At 43.6% G+C, this 21292-nt stretch carries 25 protein-coding genes and 1 pseudogene; 16 read left to right on the top strand and 10 right to left on the bottom strand.

Translation table 11 applies throughout. The features are described 5' to 3' along the window. Window positions 1-80 precede the first annotated feature (80 nt). From B9N89_RS15065 to B9N89_RS15035, 7 genes are all read right to left on the bottom strand, one after another. Window positions 81-416, bottom strand: a complete 336-nt coding sequence (locus B9N89_RS15065) for a hypothetical protein (protein ID WP_132325925.1) — start codon at window positions 414-416, stop codon at window positions 81-83. A gap of 187 nt (window positions 417-603) precedes the next feature. Further along, a complete protein-coding gene (locus B9N89_RS15060; RefSeq protein ID WP_132325927.1) occupies window positions 604-1485 on the bottom strand; it encodes a hypothetical protein in 882 nt (293 codons plus the stop codon). Window positions 1486-1509: 24 nt separating this feature from the next. Next, window positions 1510-1767: a hypothetical protein gene (locus B9N89_RS15055; RefSeq protein WP_132325929.1), complete on the bottom strand. Its 258-nt coding sequence runs from the start codon at window positions 1765-1767 to the stop codon at window positions 1510-1512. 207 nt (window positions 1768-1974) lie between these two features. Then, the gene (locus B9N89_RS15050; RefSeq protein WP_132325931.1) at window positions 1975-2157 is read right to left on the bottom strand and encodes a hypothetical protein; all 183 of its coding nucleotides are present in this window, start codon (window positions 2155-2157) and stop codon (window positions 1975-1977) included. Between the two features lie 39 nt (window positions 2158-2196). Next, window positions 2197-2991, bottom strand: a complete 795-nt coding sequence (locus B9N89_RS15045) for a hypothetical protein (protein WP_132325933.1) — start codon at window positions 2989-2991, stop codon at window positions 2197-2199. A gap of 56 nt (window positions 2992-3047) precedes the next feature. Then, window positions 3048-3242: a hypothetical protein gene (locus B9N89_RS15040; protein ID WP_132325935.1), complete on the bottom strand. Its 195-nt coding sequence runs from the start codon at window positions 3240-3242 to the stop codon at window positions 3048-3050. Continuing rightward, a complete protein-coding gene (locus B9N89_RS15035) occupies window positions 3239-3556 on the bottom strand; it encodes a P-loop NTPase family protein (protein ID WP_234996114.1) in 318 nt (105 codons plus the stop codon). Before B9N89_RS15035 ends, B9N89_RS15040 begins: the two co-directional genes overlap by 4 nt. A gap of 220 nt (window positions 3557-3776) precedes the next feature. On the opposite strand from B9N89_RS15035, the gene B9N89_RS15030 reads away from it, so the two are divergent. The 6 genes and pseudogenes from B9N89_RS15030 to B9N89_RS15010 all read left to right on the top strand — a co-directional run bounded on the left by B9N89_RS15030 (window position 3777) and on the right by B9N89_RS15010 (window position 7650). Then, on the top strand, window positions 3777-4235 hold the full coding sequence (locus B9N89_RS15030; RefSeq protein WP_132325939.1) for a hypothetical protein: 459 nt from the start codon (window positions 3777-3779) through the stop codon (window positions 4233-4235). After that, window positions 4222-5067, top strand: a pseudogene (locus B9N89_RS32295) (phage terminase large subunit family protein); the annotation flags it as partial. The gene B9N89_RS15030 and the pseudogene B9N89_RS32295, both read left to right, overlap by 14 nt. After that, window positions 5053-6060, top strand: a complete 1008-nt coding sequence (locus B9N89_RS32290) for a terminase gpA endonuclease subunit (RefSeq protein WP_327355242.1) — start codon at window positions 5053-5055, stop codon at window positions 6058-6060. The pseudogene B9N89_RS32295 and the gene B9N89_RS32290, both read left to right, overlap by 15 nt. A gap of 187 nt (window positions 6061-6247) precedes the next feature. Next, a complete protein-coding gene (locus B9N89_RS15015; RefSeq protein ID WP_132325945.1) occupies window positions 6248-7048 on the top strand; it encodes a hypothetical protein in 801 nt (266 codons plus the stop codon). 28 nt (window positions 7049-7076) lie between these two features. Then, window positions 7077-7241: a hypothetical protein gene (locus B9N89_RS31370; protein ID WP_159455390.1), complete on the top strand. Its 165-nt coding sequence runs from the start codon at window positions 7077-7079 to the stop codon at window positions 7239-7241. 163 nt (window positions 7242-7404) lie between these two features. Continuing rightward, a complete protein-coding gene (locus B9N89_RS15010) occupies window positions 7405-7650 on the top strand; it encodes a hypothetical protein (RefSeq protein WP_132325947.1) in 246 nt (81 codons plus the stop codon). A gap of 101 nt (window positions 7651-7751) precedes the next feature. Here B9N89_RS15010 and B9N89_RS15005 read toward each other — a convergent pair whose 3' ends face one another. Next, window positions 7752-10343, bottom strand: a complete 2592-nt coding sequence (locus tag B9N89_RS15005; RefSeq protein WP_132325949.1) for a TonB-dependent receptor plug domain-containing protein — start codon at window positions 10341-10343, stop codon at window positions 7752-7754. A 539-nt stretch (window positions 10344-10882) separates the two neighbouring features. Between B9N89_RS15005 and B9N89_RS15000 the strand changes: the two genes are divergently transcribed. The 7 genes from B9N89_RS15000 (at window position 10883) to B9N89_RS14970 (ending at window position 15888) form a co-directional block, all read left to right on the top strand. After that, on the top strand, window positions 10883-11473 hold the full coding sequence (locus B9N89_RS15000) for a hypothetical protein (RefSeq protein WP_132325952.1): 591 nt from the start codon (window positions 10883-10885) through the stop codon (window positions 11471-11473). A gap of 48 nt (window positions 11474-11521) precedes the next feature. Then, the gene (locus B9N89_RS14995) at window positions 11522-12319 is read left to right on the top strand and encodes a hypothetical protein (RefSeq protein WP_132325954.1); all 798 of its coding nucleotides are present in this window, start codon (window positions 11522-11524) and stop codon (window positions 12317-12319) included. A gap of 337 nt (window positions 12320-12656) precedes the next feature. Continuing rightward, window positions 12657-13286: a hypothetical protein gene (locus B9N89_RS14990; RefSeq protein WP_132325956.1), complete on the top strand. Its 630-nt coding sequence runs from the start codon at window positions 12657-12659 to the stop codon at window positions 13284-13286. A 23-nt stretch (window positions 13287-13309) separates the two neighbouring features. Further along, window positions 13310-13987: a Rha family transcriptional regulator gene (locus B9N89_RS14985; RefSeq protein WP_159455389.1), complete on the top strand. Its 678-nt coding sequence runs from the start codon at window positions 13310-13312 to the stop codon at window positions 13985-13987. A gap of 84 nt (window positions 13988-14071) precedes the next feature. After that, entirely contained in the window at window positions 14072-14845 is a 774-nt protein-coding gene (locus B9N89_RS14980) for a DNA-methyltransferase (protein ID WP_132325960.1), read from the top strand. Beyond that, window positions 14842-15129, top strand: a complete 288-nt coding sequence (locus B9N89_RS14975; protein WP_132325962.1) for a hypothetical protein — start codon at window positions 14842-14844, stop codon at window positions 15127-15129. The genes B9N89_RS14980 and B9N89_RS14975 overlap by 4 nt, the downstream gene beginning before the upstream one ends. 138 nt (window positions 15130-15267) lie before the next feature. Beyond that, the gene (locus B9N89_RS14970; protein ID WP_132325964.1) at window positions 15268-15888 is read left to right on the top strand and encodes a hypothetical protein; all 621 of its coding nucleotides are present in this window, start codon (window positions 15268-15270) and stop codon (window positions 15886-15888) included. Window positions 15889-15931: 43 nt separating this feature from the next. On the opposite strand, the gene B9N89_RS14965 is transcribed toward B9N89_RS14970, so the two are convergent. Continuing rightward, window positions 15932-16219, bottom strand: coding sequence for a hypothetical protein (locus B9N89_RS14965; protein WP_132325966.1), 288 nt, complete (start codon window positions 16217-16219; stop codon window positions 15932-15934). A gap of 2 nt (window positions 16220-16221) precedes the next feature. Next, on the bottom strand, window positions 16222-16938 hold the full coding sequence (locus tag B9N89_RS14960) for a hypothetical protein (protein ID WP_132325968.1): 717 nt from the start codon (window positions 16936-16938) through the stop codon (window positions 16222-16224). A gap of 1035 nt (window positions 16939-17973) precedes the next feature. Between B9N89_RS14960 and B9N89_RS31720 the strand changes: the two genes are divergently transcribed. The 3 genes from B9N89_RS31720 (at window position 17974) to B9N89_RS14940 (ending at window position 21289) form a co-directional block, all read left to right on the top strand. Beyond that, window positions 17974-19284, top strand: a complete 1311-nt coding sequence (locus B9N89_RS31720) for a hypothetical protein (RefSeq protein WP_200820725.1) — start codon at window positions 17974-17976, stop codon at window positions 19282-19284. Between the two features lie 68 nt (window positions 19285-19352). Further along, window positions 19353-20048, top strand: a complete 696-nt coding sequence (locus tag B9N89_RS14950; RefSeq protein ID WP_132325970.1) for a hypothetical protein — start codon at window positions 19353-19355, stop codon at window positions 20046-20048. A 722-nt stretch (window positions 20049-20770) separates the two neighbouring features. Next, window positions 20771-21289: a hypothetical protein gene (locus tag B9N89_RS14940; RefSeq protein ID WP_132325972.1), complete on the top strand. Its 519-nt coding sequence runs from the start codon at window positions 20771-20773 to the stop codon at window positions 21287-21289. Window positions 21290-21292: the final 3 nt, after the last annotated feature.

Here is a 21292-nt window from a genome sequence, read left to right as displayed (position 1 = left end):
GTTTTGACAAACTCAAGTCAAGCTTTGAAGCCATGATCTGCTTAGCGCTTTGCGAGATCAGCTTTAGGAGAATCGATTCGTCAGACAGAGCCTAGTTCAAGGCGATCTGATTTTTTGCTGAGCTCTTCAATGTCAGGTATTTCTGCGAGGCTAGTCGTATAAAGATTAGTAGTGTCGTTGTAATGGGTGATTCCTCTGAACGAGGTCACTCTCTTTCCGTTGACCTCGATTGGAACATTCTCGTGGATGACTAGCTTGGAGGGGCGGCCTTCGGCAAACTGGTGTAAGAGTTTGCTTGCTTTTTCCCCTAAGTCTCTAATATTGTTTATTTCATTTAAGGCGATATTGGAGTCGACTGAAGAAACAGTCCCATCTTCTTGCCATGATATGCTAATTCCACTGATGGTCTTACTCACAACGATTCTATCTCCTCTTTTACAATAGGTTTATTCGGTTCGAGGTGAATCGATGTAAGTGACAATATAGTAAAGTTTGTTTCTCACATAAGGCTATTCACTCTAGTCACATCCGCTTCTGGCCTCGTATTGAGTCCACCGTAGTGAGCAGTCTAGTTGAATTTACGCATGAGGTAGAGATCTGATGTCACCTATTCTTCTTCCGAGCCTTTCGAGCTGCTTTTCTTTTATCCTTCCGGGCTTTTAGCTTCTTGTCCTCGGCTTCAGTAGACTTTGGCATCATCCAGTCTGGCAAAGAGGTTGTAAAAGTAAGCTCCTCATCATGGTAGCGCTCTTGGTAGTCTGGGTTAAGAATATCAGCGTTCCTATTTTCACTGACAACCGACACCCAGTAGGGACCAGATAGTTTCATGTGCTTTTCATAAGAGTCACTTCCTTCACCGTAGTATAGCAGCATCTTACTTAGCACCATAGATTCAAGCTGCTCTTTATATTCTGCGGGGAAGCTTGAAGGACTACCAAAAATCATGAATCTATCATCTACGGGTACAAGCCTAGCAAGAGAGATCTCACCGGTTGCAGGTGTATCAATGGTATTGTGAGCTTCAAAGACTTTGTCAGTTATAAGTTCTTTAAGGCGGAGGTATTTTCCTGAGTTGAGTACCACTTGATAAAGGCCCAGTCTGGTCGCTACCATATCTCTAACAAAGGGTTTTAGCTGCTCCGGTGCATCATCGCTCGCTACAAAATTTTCGCCGAAAGATAGGCCATTCTCTAGTGGAAAGTTGAAGAAAGCCCAAGCACAAATCATTGATTCATCAAATGCCCACTCACCAAATTTTGCTTGTAGGTGCTTCCAACACTTTGTCAGAGCGGGATATTCATCGTAGACCACAGCAGTGATGGCATATACTCGAAACTTGTTCCAGTCTTCGAGTACCTTTTTAAATGGTTCTGGAGCATCAACCTTCTTGTCGATCAGCTTTCTCAGCTGCTTAAGGCTCTTTAGGGCAGCAACATTCACTGGCCCTTCTTGAGTACGCCTAAGGTATTCTATTTCCCTATCCATATTTCAACTCCTTTTGGGGCACGCTTAATCCGCTGAGGAATCTATACGGTTCTTCTGTAGCTCTCCGAGTTTTTCCTCAACCTTCCACAGCTTGTTTCTGAGCTCCCATAGTTTTTCCGGGTCATTGACAGAGCCATAGACCCTTGCCAGGGCTCCAAGTGCAAAAGCCAGATACTCTTCGCTCGCCACCCCGATCTCGCCCAACTCAGGCTGTAAATAGGTGAGAGCTTCAAACCCTTTCTTAAAACCAGGCATCTGATTGAGCGTTCGTTTGTCTTCCAAGATGATTGTCCTGCCATGAAAAAACTTTGGAAGCAAGCTAGCTTAAATGGCTCATGAAGTCAGCCCTTAAGTAAGTCACTGAAGTCTGTCATTTTTATATCACCCGTGGGGCGTCATTCTGAAACTCCTGAGATCTACGGGTGTTTTTTTAAACACGCGTAAAAGCTAAGAGGCACATTGATCTTTCCCCGAATGTTCGTGATATTCTTAACGACCACTTCCTTGTGTATCTTGAAGATGAGCTTGGTCAACTCCATTCTTCTTCGATTTTATTTCTTGGTCATCGATATCATCGATAGCCAAATCCCGATCAATCTTCCGAGCAATCTCAAGCATAGTCCTGTGATCGATGGTGACCTTCTTACCCAAGAGCTTCTTCCATGGCTTCATTTTGATCCCCTCTGTTGTCATTTACTGATTATAGCCCAACTAAATATACTCCCGCATATTCCCCGCCATAGGGTGGAAGTAGAACCGGCATTTGGCAGTCTCTCTGATCAGCTTTCTCTCTTCAAAGAACGCTTTTGACAGCTCCTGAAGGCCCTCAGCCTTAAATGGATGGGAAACGGTCTTAATCCCGTTTTCGTCGATATGAACGTGATTGCCTCTTGGATGGCACGAGTTCTTTAGAAAAGCGACAACCTTTTTCTCAGCAATACCAGGAAAATAGTTAGAGAGGATCTCGCTGATTCTCATGCAGTCTGATGGGAATGCTTGTTTATCCTCTAGCGCCGTTTCGATCTTGCGGTCGATTAACTTTGGAGTTTCGGTTTCTAATCGGTCAATCTTCTGCTGCTGCTCCTTCAAAATACTCAGCGATCGCATCATGGCATCGATTTCTGATATCGTGTCGGACTTTGTGTGGAATTCGTAGGCTCTGTCGGTGACTTCCCATAGCCTATTGAAGATATCCCACGCCACATTGGAGTTGATGAGTTTCACTAATGCTCGCAGGGTTTCTTTTGGTAGGAAGCAAGCCTTCGGCGCCCTAGGACCTATAAACCCTTGTTTCTTAAGCCATAGTAGCGACTCCCTCGGTATTACCGAGTAACTTAATCCGCGCTTTTGTACATGGGTCCAGATAGTATTTTGCCTGACCCCAAAAAGATCTGCAGCCTGACTAACAAGAAGGCCTTCATCTTCTCCCATGCTTACAAGGCCCACAAAGAACTGCTTGCCTTCTACACTGATTTCTTTTGATTTCACTTGAATAACTTCTGTCATATTAACCTCTATTATAAATCGTTTCGTTAAAGTCTTGGTTTTATTTCCCTACAAACTCACTGGAGGTCCTCACCAAAGATCTCCATCAATTTTCCAATGGTCGTGTAGGAGTGATAGTCGCTGGCCCCGGATAAATTCGTGATAGCGGGAAGCATATCGATAGCCGTGAGCTCACCTTCTCTAGGAGAAACCCCACAGAAAGGCCGCTTACAAAAAGGCCTAAGCCTATCGATGGGGATAGAGCCCTTCATTTGACCTCCAAAAATTCAGCGAGCTCTTTAATCCTACGGACACTCCTGCCGTGGTAGCGGTTTGAAAACTCATTCCCAGTGAGGTTTGAGGAAAAGAAGGTGACCTTAGGCTTACCATCAGGCGTTGCTGCATAGAGTCTTAAGTCGAGAATGCTGTAGATCTGTTCCGAGACCCACTCCGAGGCCCGCTCAACTCCAAGGTCATCGATGAAGAGGAACCTCACATTTACGAGATCCCGCTTGATGAATTCTTTGAGCGCAAAATCATCTTGGGCCATGGCATCGAGGGCGTGTTTCATTTGTGTGAACTTCACCTCGCCGGGGTATCGCTTTGCCAGCCTAATGGCCAGAGCTTTTAGGATCGAGGTTTTCCCCGCTCCTGGCGCTCCGTGTAGGTACCAGCCTCTTTCGTCTTCCTCAGGGTTGAATTCTAAGATCTGCCTGGCCTGCTTCTTATCGCCTCTAGCCCATCTGCGAAGCTTCGTCTTCGCGGACTAGCTAAAAAATGCTTTCCTACCATGGGAGGATGAAACCATGGATTATAGAAATACCGAGTTAACCATTACTGAGATCGAGCAGCTTACTGGAATTACGTTCAAGACCATAAAAAAGAAGATCTTGAATCTTGAGCCTTGCAGAAGGGAGGGATCGAAGATCTTCTACCATTCTCATGAAGCGCTCGGAGCAGTCTTTTCGGTCCCTCAAGACGATAGACTGTCTCTCCAACATGAACGAGCAAATCTTGCCAAGGTGCAGGCCAAGAAGCAGGAACTTGAATATCAAATCTTGAAAGAAAAAGTCGTCAGCGCTGAGGAGTTTATCGATGAGTACTCAAAACGAGTCGTGGCTGCAAAAAACAAATTCATGGCTATTCCAACAAAACTTGGTGCCAGATACCGTGCTTTTTCAAGTCCAGCCGACCTTGAAGAAGAAGCGGAACAGCTAATCCACGAAGCTTTAAAAGAAATGGCGGTACCACATGCTAGCAATTGAATGTGTTGATATTGTTTTTAGTAGTATCTCACCACCACCAAAAATGACCGTTTCTGAATGGGCGGATAGCTATCGTCAACTTTCCCCTGAGTCCTCAAGTGAATCAGGCCAATGGAAAACTGACCGTGCTCCCCACCAAAGAGGAATGATGGATGCCGTCAGCGAGCGTGGTATTCACACCATAGTTTCTATGATCAGCTCCCAAGTTGGGAAAACTGAGGGGCTTCTGAATGTCTTGGGCTACCATATAGACTATGATCCCGCTCCAGTCATGGCGGTTCAGCCAACCTTGAAGATGGCCGAGGCATTTTCTAAGGATCGACTAGACCCAATGATTCGGGATACTCCCAATCTAACGGTCAAGGTCAACGGTAAAGAGTCCACAATTTATCATAAGAAATTCCTTGGTGGTCATGTGACGATGGCTGGTGCTAACTCGCCAGCTTCACTAGCTTCTAGGCCGATTCGAATTGTTCTAGCCGACTAGATTGATAGGTGGCTAGCGTCAGCGGGTACTGAGGGGGACGGCCTTAGGCTACTCGACAAGAGAACGACGACTTTTCATAACAGGAAAACCATTCTGAGCTCCACACCAGGAAACAAGTATATACCTGGCGAGGGTGGGTCAAGGATCGAGAGAGCGTGGCTACGATCAGACCAACGTCGATATTTTCTCCCATGCCCTCACTGTGATCACGAGCAGTACCTGGAATGGGATCAGGTTAAATGGGACAAAGACGAAAGTGGGGTCGATCTACCCAAAACGGCATACATTGAGTGTAAGAGTTGCAAAGGCAAAATCTACGAACATCACAAAATGAAGATGTTAGGGCTCGGCAAATGGATCGCTACTTCTACTTCAGACGGTATAGCTGGGTTTCATCTAAACGAACTTTATAGTCCCTGGAAAACCATTGTCGAAGTCGTCGTTGACTACCTTGAAGCAAAAGACGACATCGAGCTTTATAAGGTCTTTGTAAACACCTCTTTGGGTCTGCCTTTTGAGCACAAGGGCGGGGAACAGCCAGAGTGGAAACTTCTTTATGAGCGCAGAGAGGAACGTGCAGAAGGGCAAGTCCCACCTGAAGTTCTTTTGCTTACGTGCGGCGTCGATGTCCAAAAGAACCGCTTGGAAGTTTCAATAATCGGTTGGAATCGCAAAAGGTCTTGGTTGATCGAACACAAACGGTTGATCGGCGATACATCCAATGAAGAAGTTTGGGACGATCTTTCTGAACTTCTCGATGAGGAGTATGATCACCCCAACGGTGAAAAGATCCCGATCCGCATACTTGGAATTGATTCAGGGTATCAAACCGCAAAAGTTTACGAGTGGGTCCGTAAAAAAAGCAAACGTCGCGTATTCGCTCTAAAGGGTAGGGATCAACTTGATACTCCAGTTTCGGCGCCTTCGGTCATCGATGTCAATTTTAGGGGAAAGAAGACAAGAGCTGGCATCAAGCTCTGGAAAGTAGGTGTTTCGGGCCTCAAATCAGAACTTTATGGAAGACTAAACCTTGAAAAACCTACTGAAAAACAGCTTGAAGTAAAAGGTTATCCAAAATCATGGATCGCATTCCCTCAAACCGATGAAGAGTATTTCAAACAACTCACAGCCGAAACTTGCATCATAGAAAAGCTCTCCTCTGGTCATGCAAAGTATAGGTGGAAGAAGACTTATGCTGAGAACCATACCTTGGACTGCTATATATATGCTATGGCTGCTTATTATGTTATTGGTGCTAACAAGTGGAAACCCGAAAAATGGGAAGAACTTGAAAACTACTACGCAGAAGCAAGTTCAGATAAAATCCTAACTTCCTAGCGTCGTTTAACCGGCTCAACGTTGAGCTGGTTGGATTCACCTTCAAAAATTACCACTTCCCTATAGCCTATATTCCAAGCTCATTGTCCAACGCTGCGCCAAAAACGGTGCGAAGCTTCGTCTTCACAGAGAAATTGATAGCTCCTATCCTCGCCTCATAGAAAATTGAGGCTTAATGGAGCAAGTTTTGAAAAATAGCAAGAGCATCGAAGTCGTAAACAAAGCAATTTCAGTGGATGGCCAAGACCTTTTTATCGACTTAGTGAAGATGGGAAAGGACGAAGGTTTACTAGTCAATCAGGCCGCAGATCTTTTTGGAGTTGATCAGTCCTCTATCTGGTTTCACCTTAAAAAGAGGGAGTTAGGTTACTTGGTATTACCAAGGAAGCTCCTAATAGAGCTTAAAAATCATGGTGTTGTGAATCGCTACACACCAAAGGCCTGTTTCCTACCTAAAGAAACTCTCCGCGCTTTGGTGAAACTCATCAACTCCAATGTGGCGTGGGATATCTTCAATAGCCTATGGGAAGTCACTGACAAAGCCTACGAATTCCACACAAAGTCCGACACGATATCAGAGATCGATGCCATGATGCGATCGCTGAGTATTTTGAAGGAGCAGCAACAGAAGATTGACCGATTAGAAACCGAAACTCCAAAGCTAATCGACCACAAGATCGAAACGGCGCTAGAGAATAAACAAGCATTCCCACCAGATTGCATGAGAATTAGCGAAATCCTCTCTAACTATTTTCCTGGTATTGCTGAGAAAAAGGTTGTCGCCTTTCTAAAGAACTCGTGTCATCCAAGGGGAAACCACATCCATATCGACGAAAACGGGATTAAGACCGTATCCCATCCATTTAAGGCTGAGGGCCTTCAGGAGCTATCAAAGGCCTTCTTTGAAGAGAGAAAGCTGATCAGAGAGACTGCTAAATGCCGGTTTTACTTCCACCCTATGGCGGGGAATATGCGGGAGTATATATAATCAGGGGATGACAGCAGAGGGGATCAAAATGAAGTCATGGAAGAAGCTCTTGGGTAAGAAGGTCACCATCGATCACAGGACCATGCTTGAGATCGCTCGGAAGATTGATCGGGGTTTGGTTCTTGATGATATTGATGACAAAGAAATAAATTCGAAGAAGAAGAGAGTTGATGAGACTGAGTCGATAGATTGACCGTACCCGTTCCCGTTCAATATGGGATGAGGACTACATTACAGAGGTTTTTAAAACCCTTCGTAAAAGCCTCAAGCACGCCGCTGCGGCGACAATACCTATTCACACGCTTAGATAGTCGTTGATGAATTTAACCACTAAACAAAATCAGACGGAAAACAAAATGAGCCAGCTAATTGAAATTGATTTCGCCAACCCAAAACCTATTGACCTTGACGATGATATAAACCTGAAAGATGTATTCAATGCGCTCGTAGCAAAGGGAGCAGTCTCGGATTCAGTCCGGTATTTCCATTGGTCTAATAAGAAGCTCGAATACTATACCGAGAATATTGATTATTTTACGCGTGTTTTAAAAAACACCCGTAAATATTCTCGGGGAGCCCATCCTGAAAACCACAGACATTGAGGGAAGCTGAGGTTCCTGTGGTATCAAGGAACTCCTCCTTGAAGAAAAAAAGAGCAGCGGAAGAGCTGCTCTTTCAAATACTCTTGTGACAAGAGTTTTTCCTACAATTTCTGAGTCGCAGAAATATAGAATTCTCGACCTTTTGAACTATGCAAACGATCTTCAATACCAAAATTTCTTCCATCGGTTTCATCTTTGGGTGGAATTGTATTCAACAAATTATTCACACCAAAAGCAACAGATCCATTAAAAAATGCGTTGTAAGCGTATTGCATGTCCCACATTGAAGAGCTACCAACCCGTCCGCTTTCAGCTACAGACTTGTCATATCCAGAAATCTGACGATTCGTTAGCCCAAGACCATGAACATCATAGCTATAGAAAAGTGTGTTCGACATTCTCCATCGCGGCCTTTTGTCGCCAGTAGTATTTTTCTCGATAAGCTCCTCAAAACCTTGTCCAGCGATTTGTTCTTGCTTATATGAAAGAACATAGGTGTAGTCCGTTGTAAGGTTGAGTTGTCCCCAGGTATACTTTTCAGACTTTGCTTTCAGGTTTAGGTCCAACCCACTTGTCTTCAATGCAGCAGTGTTAACGTAGGGGTTGAAGATACTTGTAACTCGACCAGTGGTCTCGTCTCTAGTAATCACAACACCGTCAGGTAAAGATCCATCTCCATCTCTAAATGCCTTGTCAACAAGTGCAGTCGCATCAGCCTGTTTGATCTGATTTTCGATTTCAATATTGTAATAATCAAACGCAAAGTTGAACTGGTTCGATGGTTCGAAAACGAAGCCAAAGCCGAAGTTTTGAGATGTTTCTTCTTCTAAATCTTCGTTGCCTTTGCTGACGATCTCAACTCCATAACCTTCGCACTCATCTTCTTCTCCTGTTTGGCAAAGAGCCAAATCTCTGTCAATTGTGCCAAATAGTTTACCCTCAGCTTTGTAAAGGTCTGTCAGATCTGGAGCTTTGAACCCTTGGCCAAAGGAAGTGCGAAGCAACAGTGAATCTATTGGGGAATACTTGATTGAAGCCATTGGATTGAATGCTGTTCCAAAGTCGCTATAATTATCAACTCGTCCAGCTAGAGTCACCTCCATACGATCTATCGTTGGAATGCTCAATTCTGCAAACAAAGCTGAACGATCTCTTGAGCCTGATGCATTGTTTCCACCTGTTCCGAATAGGTCACCATTCTTTAGATAAGGGTCTAGAAGGTCCTGAAATTTTTCTTTATGAAAACTTGCACCTATAGCAGCGTAAACATAGCCTGTAGGCAATTCAAATAGCTCTCCTGTTAAGGATAGCTCAGCCCCCTCGATGGTACTATAAGTGACGTCTTTAGTAGAGACCGAAAACCCTGAATCATCTTGAGCTTCGTTGCTGAAAACATCGTAGCTGCCATTTCTAATGGCTTCAGTCATAGCACTTTCAATATAAGCACCCTGATCCTGATCATTCCGTCTCCAAGTAGAGGTCTTCGAGATATTGAAGTCCCAATCCCAGGTTGCATCGAGCATGCTGCCTTTCAGACCAGCCGACAACCCAAGGTTATCTGTATTTGCTGTGTAAGCACGATTCTTGTCAAAAAGATAAGAGATAGTGAGGTCTTCGACATCACCACCCTCATTGACAACTAAACTTTCATCCAGTATTCCTTGATCAATTTTTTGCTGAGCGACATCAGCTCCAACCTTAATTCCAGCTGAAGAGCTTATGAAGTTGGGGCCCATTACAGCACGGGTATTTTTACGACTTGCTACAATCTGTCCATACACGCTTAAATCATCAGTCAGGCCATATTCAAAAAGTTGGAATAGAGACAACTTACTCGACTCCGACGTATAGTCACTGCCTTCGCCGCCACTAAAGTAGTCACCTGTACAACGATCGGGACGACCGTCTTGGGAGTTAATCTGTCCCTCTGGGCAATTCGTTGGAGCGTGGAGAGCTCCATCATTACCAACATAGTTAGCGGGCCTACCGATAGTCGTGGCGGGATCAGAGTCAAACCACTCACGGGAATCTTGTCGAACTCGCTCTGTTTTTTTATAGTTTATTGCTGTCAGTGTTTGGATTCTATTACCCACATAGCCGTAAGCTGCGTGTGCTTCTGTGGTTTCTCCGCCTTCTTCAGTGGTAAGGGTTTGTTTGACACCAACCTCACCACCATCACCATCAGACCTTGTGATTATATTGACAACACCTGCCATAGCATCCGAACCATAGACAGCAGAAGCTCCACCCTTCGCTATTTCAACTCTCTCAATTGCAGATAATGGAATAGTTGAAAGGTCAACGATTTGGTAGCGGCCATCCTTTGGCAAGCGTCTGCCGTTTATGAGCACGAGTGTTTTATCCGCACCCAAGCCACGAAGGTCAACTGACTGGAAGTCGGCATCTCCAAAACCTGCAGACAAATATTGAGCACCAAAGCTAGACGAGCTTAAGTTATTCAACAAACCATTGAGAGAAGTTGCACCAGACTTTGAGATTTCTTCCCGGTCAATTACCTTCACAGAAATGGGGCCTTCCGAATCAACCCTTTTTATCCTTGATCCAGTAACTGTGAACTTCTCTACTTTTTTCTGATCTGAGCTTTCTTGAGCTAAACCAACGACTGGTAATAGCCCGACGCAGATAAGAGTAGCCAGCGGGAGATAGGTAGGCTTGTGGAAGTGTATATTCATCTTAAACTCCTGAGTTTGTTTATTAAGGTTCTGTAGATGGGCAAGACCTCATTGATGAAGCCAATGACTTCTATAGATTGACTAGCCAGCCAAGCAATCTACACATAAATACCAATTAATGCAAATAGGTAATAATTGTTTTAAACATTATATTGTAACCACCTAGAAACTATGGATTTTTTGAGGTAATAAGTTCGCTGCCGAGCTGATTTTGAACTTTCCGTGAAACTGCGGCCTGTAAGGGAAGAAGCAATATGGGGCTTACACGCTTGGAGATATTGGCCAACTTTGCCCATCAGTTCAAGAGGGGAATCAAATTATTGTGAACTAGCTGAATACTTACCTGAATCTTTGTTAACGCTAAGGCAGATAGCTATACCCTAAACAATCGACACCCCGTTTTTATCGACAGTCTCCATTAGCAAGTCGAACCAGTTGTAAAAATCGAGACAGAAACAATCATAGTCACGGAATACCTTGCGTGTAAGCCCGAATCTACGGAAGAAGAGTGTGGTGACACCATTGAAGCAATCAACAAGATGCAGACCAAATATAACCAGCTACTACTCGACAAGGCCACTATCGAAAATAGGCTTGCCGAGTCTGATGCTAGTCTTCGGTCGGCAAAGTCTGAAGTGGAGCAGAAAAGAGCAGAACTTCGCGCTCTCGGGGAAAAGCTTAGCAATCCAGACGAGGCTAAGAACCAGCTTAAAACTGCTATCAACGAAAACGTTCGCGGTGAATTTCAAAACCTTCGAGCTATTGATCAAACGATTAAGGATGGCAACTTCTCTTTCAAGGTGACCGAGAAAGATGAGCAGATCAGAGATCTTCAAAAGCAGCTTGATGCAGCCTCAGCAGCGGAGGCTAAGGATGAAAAGCTAATATTCGATCTTGCAGGGAAGGTCATCGTGGCAAAAGAAGAGAAACAGACCCTTCAGATGCAACTTGCAGGTTTGCAAGCAGGTCGCTTTGCATCAATCAAAAAAGTCGAAGATGATTTAAGTAGACTTCTTGCCTTTGAAGTTTCATTTCCTGGCTTTCGAGTCGGTAACGAGATCGCCGCTGGTGATCGAACTGCCATTGAGAGTATTCTTCAAAATATTGATTTTCTTAATCCAAATCAATGACCATAAAGATAATAGCCTACGATTAATATTATAATAAAGGTCAAATCAATGAAACATACTGTTTTCTTTTTCATGATATTTGTCACCGGGTGCAAGCTGTTTGACTATAGCCCCAGTATTACCCGAGAGCCTCAGAAGATTCTCAACGAGCCCAATTCTGAGGAAGATCATCTAAGTGAAGATGTTGAAAAAATTGAATCCATTGATGCAAACATTGAAAAGCCAAGTGAAGAAGCTATTGAACAAGAACTTCAAACTGTTAGCAAGTTAATTGAAGAAGTAAAGGTGCCCTCCAAATCGCTAGACTGTAACCCAGTGACCCTTGAGTGCCTTGGTTACCCCGTGCAGTTCCAGCAGAAAATCGGCCCCACTTTCTTCTCTGACATGACAAACTACGGAACTCAAATCAATCAAAGTGAACAAAAATGTAACTTTGCGAGGCGAGCACTCATTTATTCCTTTCCTGATGGAATCGTCTACTCATCGGTTTCAGAGGATAAGTATAATGCCTACTCAAAAGACGTTGTATATCGATACGGATGTGAAATCCCAGGAACTAAGAATCCCTACGAAGAAGAATTAAAGCTGAGCTATGAAGGTGACAACAAAACAACTTTAGCTAGCTTAGGCTATAATGTCGCTCAAGGTTCCTATGCAAAACTGGAAAGCTTTGCAGACGACATGAAAAAGGCTAAAAAGATAACGCAAATCGAGCACGACTGTAACTGGGCGGTAAGACCCCTCATCTATATATTCCCAGATGCCGTTGTTTATACGCTTCCAAAATTGGATTCATTTAATGTTTTCGACAGGAACACAGTTCTTCGGAACGGTTGTAAGTTCTAATCCAGGAAGGCAATACTAATTCAGGAGTAAAGGTGCGTTCTTCGCAACTTTACTCAAAATCTTTTTTGAGATAGCACTGATTTTCGATGTGCAAGCCAGAGGTATAACTGCTCACGTGCGATAAGTGATATCGTAGTAGATTTTACTTCTGCAAGAGACTCCTTCGAAACCCTCTAACATGCAGCCTTTCTTGATAAAGCGCCCCATCACATGCTTGCAATCGATTGCACACCATGCCAGTCAATACTGACGTATATATTAGACTGAAAACGTGATCCCTCAAGCCATTGATGGAGACAGAGCTAGAACTACTATCCCAGATCAAGAGAAAATCCTTATGGAACTTCATATCAAGCTCAATTCAATGATGCTCCCACGGCTACTAATACCAGGAGGAGAAAGACTCTACCTCAATGCAGTTAAGACCAGCCAGAATAAAGCCCTTGGTTCAGCAAGAGCCATCAGTGCTGATATAGCAGAAGAAAGATATGGGCTCCCTAGAACTAGCTACCGAGGGGCGGGACCGACAAACCCCTATGCAAAACCAAGCATAAAATCAGTTATTTCGAAAAGCCCGGTCCGCGATATCTCAGGCATTCAGCAAGGCATATCTTCGAAGCTATTTGCAAATAAGAAGAGGATGTCGACGATCAGGTTCATGACGTCGCCTAGGACACCTATCAAACAAAAGGGGATTCCTCGGGCTGAACGAAAGCAGCGGGTAGTCGTTACTCTCAGTAAACGTCAGTTCATTTCGAAGAAGAAGTTTGTCCAGCGAGGAAGTAACCGAAGGCTGAGCGTCTTTAGATCTGTCGAAACCACTCGCAAATGGCTCATGCTCAGAAACACAGTTGCTCCCATAGCGTCCGTGATCAGAAAAGAAAAACCACAAGTCAGAATGAAGGAGGCTGCTGAAAGAGAATTTAGAAGTGAGTTTCAGAAACAGTTCGAGAAGAACTTAATGTAGACATGACCACTAGGAGAAAAGAAGTGTCTAAGGTTATCAATCTAAGCAATGATTTGGTTTATGTTCGTGATGAAGAGCCAATTACAACCTCCCTCAAAGTTGCGGAGGTGTTTGGAAAAAATCATTGTGATGTTATTCGAGCAATTAGAAAAAAGTCTCGCAACTATACGAAATCATTTACTGAACGCAATTTTGCGTTTAGTGAATACCTCGATGAGACAGGTAAATCCAACCCAATGTATGAGCTTACACGGAATGGGTTTGCCGTACTGGCGTTGGGATTCACCGGGAAGTTGGCTTCTGAGTTTCAAGAGAAGTTCATGGAAGAATTTGACCGGCGAGGCCGAATCATCAACGAGCTAAACTTCGCGCTCCCTAAATCTCGGCGAAAGAACAGGCACAAGTTTGGCTACTACCAAGTTGATGTCACGCCAGACGGGAAGACGGAAACGACTTGGGTAACAGGTGCCAAAACGATCGAAGAGATGAACGAACTGGAAAACCACTCCAGACTCCAGTCGAAAAGATTGAAGACGGCCTTAGGTCACTTTAAGGCTTTTCTCGAAAACCTCTCCGATCGAGAGCGGTATCAGGAAAAGTATATCGACATGATGGACGATCTTGGAGAACTCGTGGGTAAGTTCAAATTCGAACAAAAAGGACCGGCGATGTTCAGTCATCCATTTTTAATGATGAGCTAGAGCCTGCTTAGGTTGTCTCAAACTTTAGGCCTTGGAGCCCTTTCGGGCTCTGGGCGATTTACAGCGGTGTATCTAAGGAGAAAAGTGAAGAAAGTAAAATTTGGGGATGTTTGGAAACTAGGAGACCATCGGCTGATGTGTGGCGATAGCTCAGCGAAAGTGATGGTCGATAGATTCCTGGGTGATGTAGAGCCAAGACTTATGGTCACCGATCCCCCATACGGTGTGAAATACCAAGTCAGAGATAGAAAGCAGGCATCGAGTAAACTCAAAGACCATGAAGAACTTGAAGACATTAGAATTCGAAACGACCACAGAACCAACTGGTCGGCATCATTCGCGCACAGTCGGGCTCAGATTGCCTATGTGTGGTACCCCTCTACGGCCCCAGATGTTTCGATAGCTGCCCTCCGTGATGGGATGTTTGAGCCAAGACAGACGATTGTTTGGCTTAAGAACAGGGCTACTCTTTCAAGGTCAGCATATCATTGGAAGCACGAGAGCTGTTTGTACGGCGTTAGAGTTGGCTATACCGCAAACTGGAAAGGTGATCGCAAGCAGACAACGGTTTGGCAGGTGAAGGGAGTTGAGCCTAAAGATCGGATTCATCCTACACAGAAGCCTCTGGAACTCTATACAAAGCCGATCGTGTTTCACACTGGCCCGAAGGAAATCGTTTACGATCCATTTGCAGGATCTGGAGTCATTTTTTCAGCTTGTCAGGAAACGGGAAGGATCGGCTATGGGGTCGACCTAGAGCCTCACTACTGCCAAAGAATTATCGAGCGATTCGAACTTGAGTCTGGGGTCCAGGCTGAGTTTGAACGGAATATTTTTGAATCTAAGGAGAGTGTATGAAACAGGGAATCAATGAAACGAAGGATATCTTGGGGTTTATCACCGCTCTAGGAGTACTGATCGGGAAAGAAGTATCGGGGGATGGTTTGCAATTGACCGATCTCTTGAAACTCTTTGATGATCAGGACTTTCGGTCCAAGGTGTCAGACGCCTATCAGGGTGTGATGTTGGTGCCAGCGGAGCTAAGAGACCTTTCAGTTAGCGAAGGCTTTGATCTTAGCCTTGCTGCGATCGAGTCATTTAGGAAGGTCTTGGAGTCGTTTGAAATGGCCGATGTAGCATAGCCAAGGGTGCGAACAGATCTTTCTCTGAGAGCTTGCTTTCTGGTTGGGTCTGTTGCACCCTCAAATATGTTTACAAATGTTTACCATGTAAACGTATTGATTTTACTTAGATTACATGTTTACAAACTAGGAGCGACCGTGAGCAAACCAATGTCAATCAGGCCCGCAAATGAGAATAGCCAAGCACGCTTTAATGGCCTTGCTGGTGATAAAAAGGCTGGTGAGTTTCTAGAGGAACTCATGAACCACTTCGAGGCTACCACCGCCGGCGGAGTCGCTCAAGTTAGCGATGAGTTTACTCAGGTCCAGTCAGCAATGAATAGAATCCTTGAGATCTTCAGTGGAAGCAAGGCTAATTCGGAACTTGAACTGCAGAATCTTAGGTCTCATTTTGGCGAGCGTATCGAATCTCTAGAAGAAGAGAAAGCTAAAGCACTAGCTGCTGCACGGGAATCGTTGGAAAAGGAAAAAGAGGCAGAGCAGAAACTGCAAGCCGCCGAAGGCATGGCTACGGCTTACCAATCCATCAAAGAGCAACTTGACGAGAAGAAAGCTGAGAACGAAACGCTGAAAACTCAAAATGGTGATCTTACTGCCAAGCTTAAGGATTTGCCTAGCAAGGATGAAGAGATAAACGATTTAAGAATTACCGTTGCTCGGCTTGAAACTGAGAATGAACAGCTTAAGGAGCGATTGGAGGATTATCGAACGTTTCGCGGTGTAGGTAAGGTTGATGATGGGGAGATTGGGGTTAATTGAGAAAGCCTGCCCCAATCGGACAGGCTTTATATACTCTTGGCGTCTATTTCTTTTCTAGAATCAAAATCGTTTCATCGACCGTCATGATATCGCTGTTGAGTTTTTTAACTCTAAGTAACTTGTCAGTAAGCTGGCCAGATTCATCTTTTAACGGTAAATCAACTGTTTCTTGACCTGGTATAGATAGGCGTAGTTTCGTACGAAGATAATCATCTTCAGGGACATGAATTCGGCTTTCAACATGGCGACTAAAGCCACCGCCTCCAACCGTGTTGGCAGAGTAACCAGCAGTTGAAACCAGTAGTAGACCAAGTACAATTCTGTGAAACATGTCTAGTTCTCCTTGCCTTCGAAAAAATCACCCACAACTGAAACAGAAACACCTATTTGCTCGATAGACTTGTCTTCCTGACCAACTTCTAAAGCTTCGTTTAGAAGTTCAACGTATTCTTGCTGCTTTTGCTTTAGCAAAGCAAAGTATTTTTTAGGAATCGCACCATGAAAATGGTGATAGTACGACCCTTTATCAATATGGCTTGGATCAAAGTTATGAACACCGTTCACGATATTGTCTTTGATATCCTCAGGGTCGCTAAGCAGAACATTTCTGGCATACACCCTATCGTCGTGTCGCTCCAATAGATTTGCTTCATACAGAACTTCAACTCTTTCTAACCCTTTCTGGCCTATGTCATTGCTAAGATGGTCTAGGGTGTAGCCTTCGGACCTTGATGCCAAAGCTAAGATTTGCTGGTCGACTGGGGTATACCGAAATGAACTTTGAGTATCATAGCTTACGAATGGCTGAATGAAGCTGGAAAACTCTAACCTACACTTCCTTAAAATGCTGTAGATCTCTTTATTGTCCATAAAGACGCTGAGTATTGGTAGAATTGTAGTTTCCACGCTTGGGGAAGTCGTTTCTCTCTGCATGAGGCGACGAATAGTCGCGTAACTCACTCCACTGCGTCTCGCTAAGGTTCGCATATTTCTGCTACTATGACCATCGAGATATCTTTCGATACTATCGATGATTGGGCCCAAGTCCATAGTTCTAAACCCTCATCTTATCAAAACTCGAAGAAAAATCTGAAAATAGCTTTTGCATAACCAACTCGTCCGATCAAAATTCTAATAAAAATGAAAAGAAAGAGCATCTACATAGACTTTTTGTCTTAGTCCTCTTCTAAAACAAACCATTGAAAGAGGTCAAATTAACGCTACTGAGGGGCGTTAAAATCACAGGATCAGTCTTTAGTACTCATCGTGGATAATTTTTGCAAGGTCTATTGGTCGCGATAATGGGGGATCGCCTAGCTGCTGGTATATACTACAACTCTCAATCAAAATAAGTCATCATGAGTAACAATTCATCCTCAAAAGTGCTCACCTGAAACCGTTTAGGGCAATCTCTTATTAATCCGCTTGTAATAGCAATCGAGAATATCGTAACTGGAGGCATCGTGAATAGCTCATCGTGAGCAATCACTCAATTCAGGAGGTCGCAATTAAAAAACTTGCTCATCGGACGGCTTATACTAACAAGTCGAAATTGTTGTGGAGTAGTTCGATATACCGTGTTCATGCAAATGCATGAAATGTTTAGGTGTGCCGTTTGTAAATTTATACAAGAGTTACCGAAATGCTAAATAGAGGAAACTTTTACATTAAATTGGAGGATTAAGGTTTGAAAGCTCTCAATTCTATTTTTGGACTGGTTCTATTGAATTCATTGGCGCCCCAAATCGCCTTTAGCAACGATTGCTTTGACATATTTATGCCTGCTGAGTGTAGATCAACAAAAGGATGTGAATACGATACACAGAAGGATGAATGTGTCGAGAGAAAGGGTTGCTCAAAAGGATATTCGGAAAGAGACGGTGAATGTTATCCGGTCTCCTGTGGCAGACATTTGGGAAAAGAACGCGTATATTTGGATAGGTGGTCTACTGAAATTGGTGATAAATGCTACGAAGGCGAGACCACTATTCACTACACATGCGATGCTGAGGGAAAAGTAGTGGAACGACATCGCAAGAATTGGCTTCCCGAGAGATGTTTTGGTGACAGAGAACCACTTCCTAGATGAAAACACTTTATTCAGTTTGGAGCGATTCAGTAATGCTAATAAAACTTCTTCTTCTTCTTTTTGCTACGAATGCATTTGCTTTAGGTATTAAAGATAAATACGTTGATGAAACTAAGAATTCAAAGTGGGAATCCTCTTCAAAGAGTTTCAAAAGCTCAACGAAAAAATCGTACTTTGGAGCTAGATTTAAAGACAACTACATAGCTAGTTTTCCAACCCGCAGAGACGATGTATGGGGAAACTACGGGACCATTTCTAACAATCTTGTAAGCTATTTGAAAAATCAGTCGTTTTACTTTAGAGCAGAGGTTGACTTCTCTGCTAAATGCAAAGCATATCTTGTAAATGTGAAAGTCTATCAAGGGTCGGTCTACAGCCGACTTGCTGAGGTGATCCATGACCAGACTTTTACTCTGCGGAATCCAGGTAAATGGAAGACAATTACAAGTGATTCCATTTACTCGCGAGACCACAAAGTTTCTTACAGAGTTACTTTTGCTCCCAAGGGTTGCTCGTCCTCAAAGCCTGAGGATAGAGAATTTAAAATGACTTTCTTTGATATGTCCTCCAAAGTAGAGTCGTTAGGCTCCTCCGATGACGCTTTTGGTAGTATGAAAATGGCGAAGAAGGCTGAAGAAGTCGCGCTTTGTCTATCAACAAAGAAAGATGATGAGGGACTTATAGATGCTACCTGCCTATATCTAGATAATGGCAAGTTCTTTATCAAAGCCACTTCCAAAGAGAATTTATTTGATACTTTACCAGGAGGTATTAATCCCGTCATTCTATCTAGATTGAAATCCTATACAGAAGTTGGCAACCAGAAGGATTTATTCATAAAGGACCAAATTGTACTTATACCTTCTATAAAAGATGTAACAAAAATCGCAAAATTGATGGATGAGTATCCTCTTTGGTATTTGAGGGATTTAGAGAGATGTCTTGGATACTTTGATAGATGTGAGAGTAGAGGTGGGAAATTTACGGAGCTCCTGAGCTGGTGGGAATGGATGGTCAATGAAAGCCTATATGATACATGCTTGGAAGGAAAATATAGTTGCCTTAGAGAGGCAAAGGATCGACTGGAATCTCAAAAGAAGATGAAGTCTAAACTTAAGCAGTACAGCAACGGCTCTGGAGGTGGCTCTGGAGGTGGTGATCGCCCTGGTGGGGGCGGAGGTGGAACTGGAGGCGGAGTCGGTCCAGACCCTGAAATACGTTTTTGCACTACCACAGTGACGACGTGCTCAACAGTTGGGTCTTCAACCGTTTGTGAATCTAAACCTTGGGTAAGACCTTGTAAGTGACCGACATCAGACTTCTAATGTGCGAGGTGATTGAAGATCACCTCCATGTCAACTCAGGAGAAAGCGCTTTGAAAAGACTCTTTTTATTGGCATTAAGCTTCGTAGGGTTCTTACTCTTAGCCCATGAACATATGAAAAAACCAAGGGAAGACAGGCCCACTACAAATGTAGATGGTAACCCACAGATTTCTTCCGAATCGCCAAAAATTATCAAGCAAATACAGTCAATCGAAGAAACAGTAGCTGTTGAGCCAGAGCAATTGGCGGGAGTTAATGTGAAGCCTAGCCCCTTTAAAACTAAGGAAGATGCTATTGCAGCAATAAAAGGAAAACTCGATGAGTCCTTTGATGGAGATACTGACCTTACAGACGAGGTATTATCTATGCTTTTAGAAAATAACAGTTCAGAAATCACCGAAAGGATATCACGAAAAACTAGCACAAATGAATTCAATGCTCACAGACTATTGATGGATGCAATATTTAGCTTAATGCCCTTACCAAGCCCAGATGAATGGAAAAGCTGTATCTATAAGGAAATTCAAAAACTCAAAATTGATAACGAACAAAAGGATTGCATCTATAATGGAACTGATATCTACACAGAAGCAATAATTGAAAAGTTTGGCGGCCTTTCATATTACGCCGCTACTTCTGACTACAGTAGTGATCTTATAGATAAGCATATAGTTTCATGTGGTGGCATTGGTTTTTTAGAATATAGTAGAATATCTGATTGCCACCTACGGGACACCGAACAATAGACTGTAAAGAATTGTGCTGTGTTTAGTTCTACCAAGTTTGAAAAAAATTATAGCAAATAAAGGTAAAACCAATCATGAGCATTCAATTGCGCCCCTCATAGAGTTGGATAGGTTTTGCTGCCTGTCAAAATCAAAAGGGAACTCAAGGACCACTATCAGAGATGTCCTAGGACTGTAAATGTTGAGTATAGCCTCGCAATCGCATTAAAATTTGATCGATGCTTTGGCAGACAAGCGCATGTTATGAACTTTGCAAGGGCTCATGCAAATGTCGATAATGAGCAGGATACCATCAAATAGTACTTCGTAGGGCTGATACGCCCTTGGTGTTGAATTACTAGCCACCCCAATTTAATTCCCTCTCTGAAACGAGCTTTCATATAACAATCGAAGAATAATGAAACGACGCAGGATGGGTTGCATAAAGACCCTCTCGACGGAGGATCTCCCCTACAGCACCTCTTTTCCCATGAGTTTGTTCCAGTTCTGTAAGGATCTTCTTTTTGTACTCGGGGCTGAACTGCCTTCTTTTCGGCTTATCCTCCACCTGATGTGTGTCTCTACTTTTGGTAAGATTTTCTTGATTCTTTGTCATTTTGAGACCTTTCACTACCGCGCAAACATTATACTAATCTATCGGCAGATTTGTCTCATACTCCCCTGGCACATAGCGTAGTGGCCTTGCTGGTGATAAAAAGGCTGGAGAGTTTCTAGAGGAACTCATGAACCACTTTGAGGCTACCACCGCCGGCGGAGTCGCTCAAGTTAGCGATGAGTTTACTCAGGTCCAGTCAGCAATGAATAGAATCCTTGAGATCTTTAGTGGAAGCAAGGCCAATTCGGAACTTGAGCTGCAGAATCTTAGGTCTCATTTTGGCGAGCGTATCGAATCTCTAGAAGAAGAGAAAGCTAAAGCGCTGGCTGCTGCAAGGGAATCGTTGGAAAAGGAAAAAGAGGCAGAGCAGAAACTGCAAGCCGCCGAAGGCATGGCTACGGCTTACCAATCCATCAAAGGGCAACTTGACGAGAAGAAAGCTGAGAACGAAACGCTGAAAACTCAAAATGGTGATCTTACTGCCAAGCTTAAGGATTTGCCTAGCAAGGATGAAGAGATAAACGATTTAAGAATTACCGTTGCTCGGCTTGAAACTGAGAATGAGCAGCTTAAGGAGCGTTTGGAGGACTATCGAACGTTTCGCGGTGTGGGAAAGATTGATGGTGGGGAGATTGGGGTTAATTGAGAA

It is taken from the genome of Pseudobacteriovorax antillogorgiicola (assembly GCF_900177345.1).
In the GTDB taxonomy this organism is placed as follows: Bacteria; Bdellovibrionota_B; Oligoflexia; order Oligoflexales; family Oligoflexaceae; genus Pseudobacteriovorax; species Pseudobacteriovorax antillogorgiicola.
The sequence above is the reverse complement of the archived record's forward strand: the minus strand, read 5'-3'. Positions and strand labels throughout refer to the sequence as shown.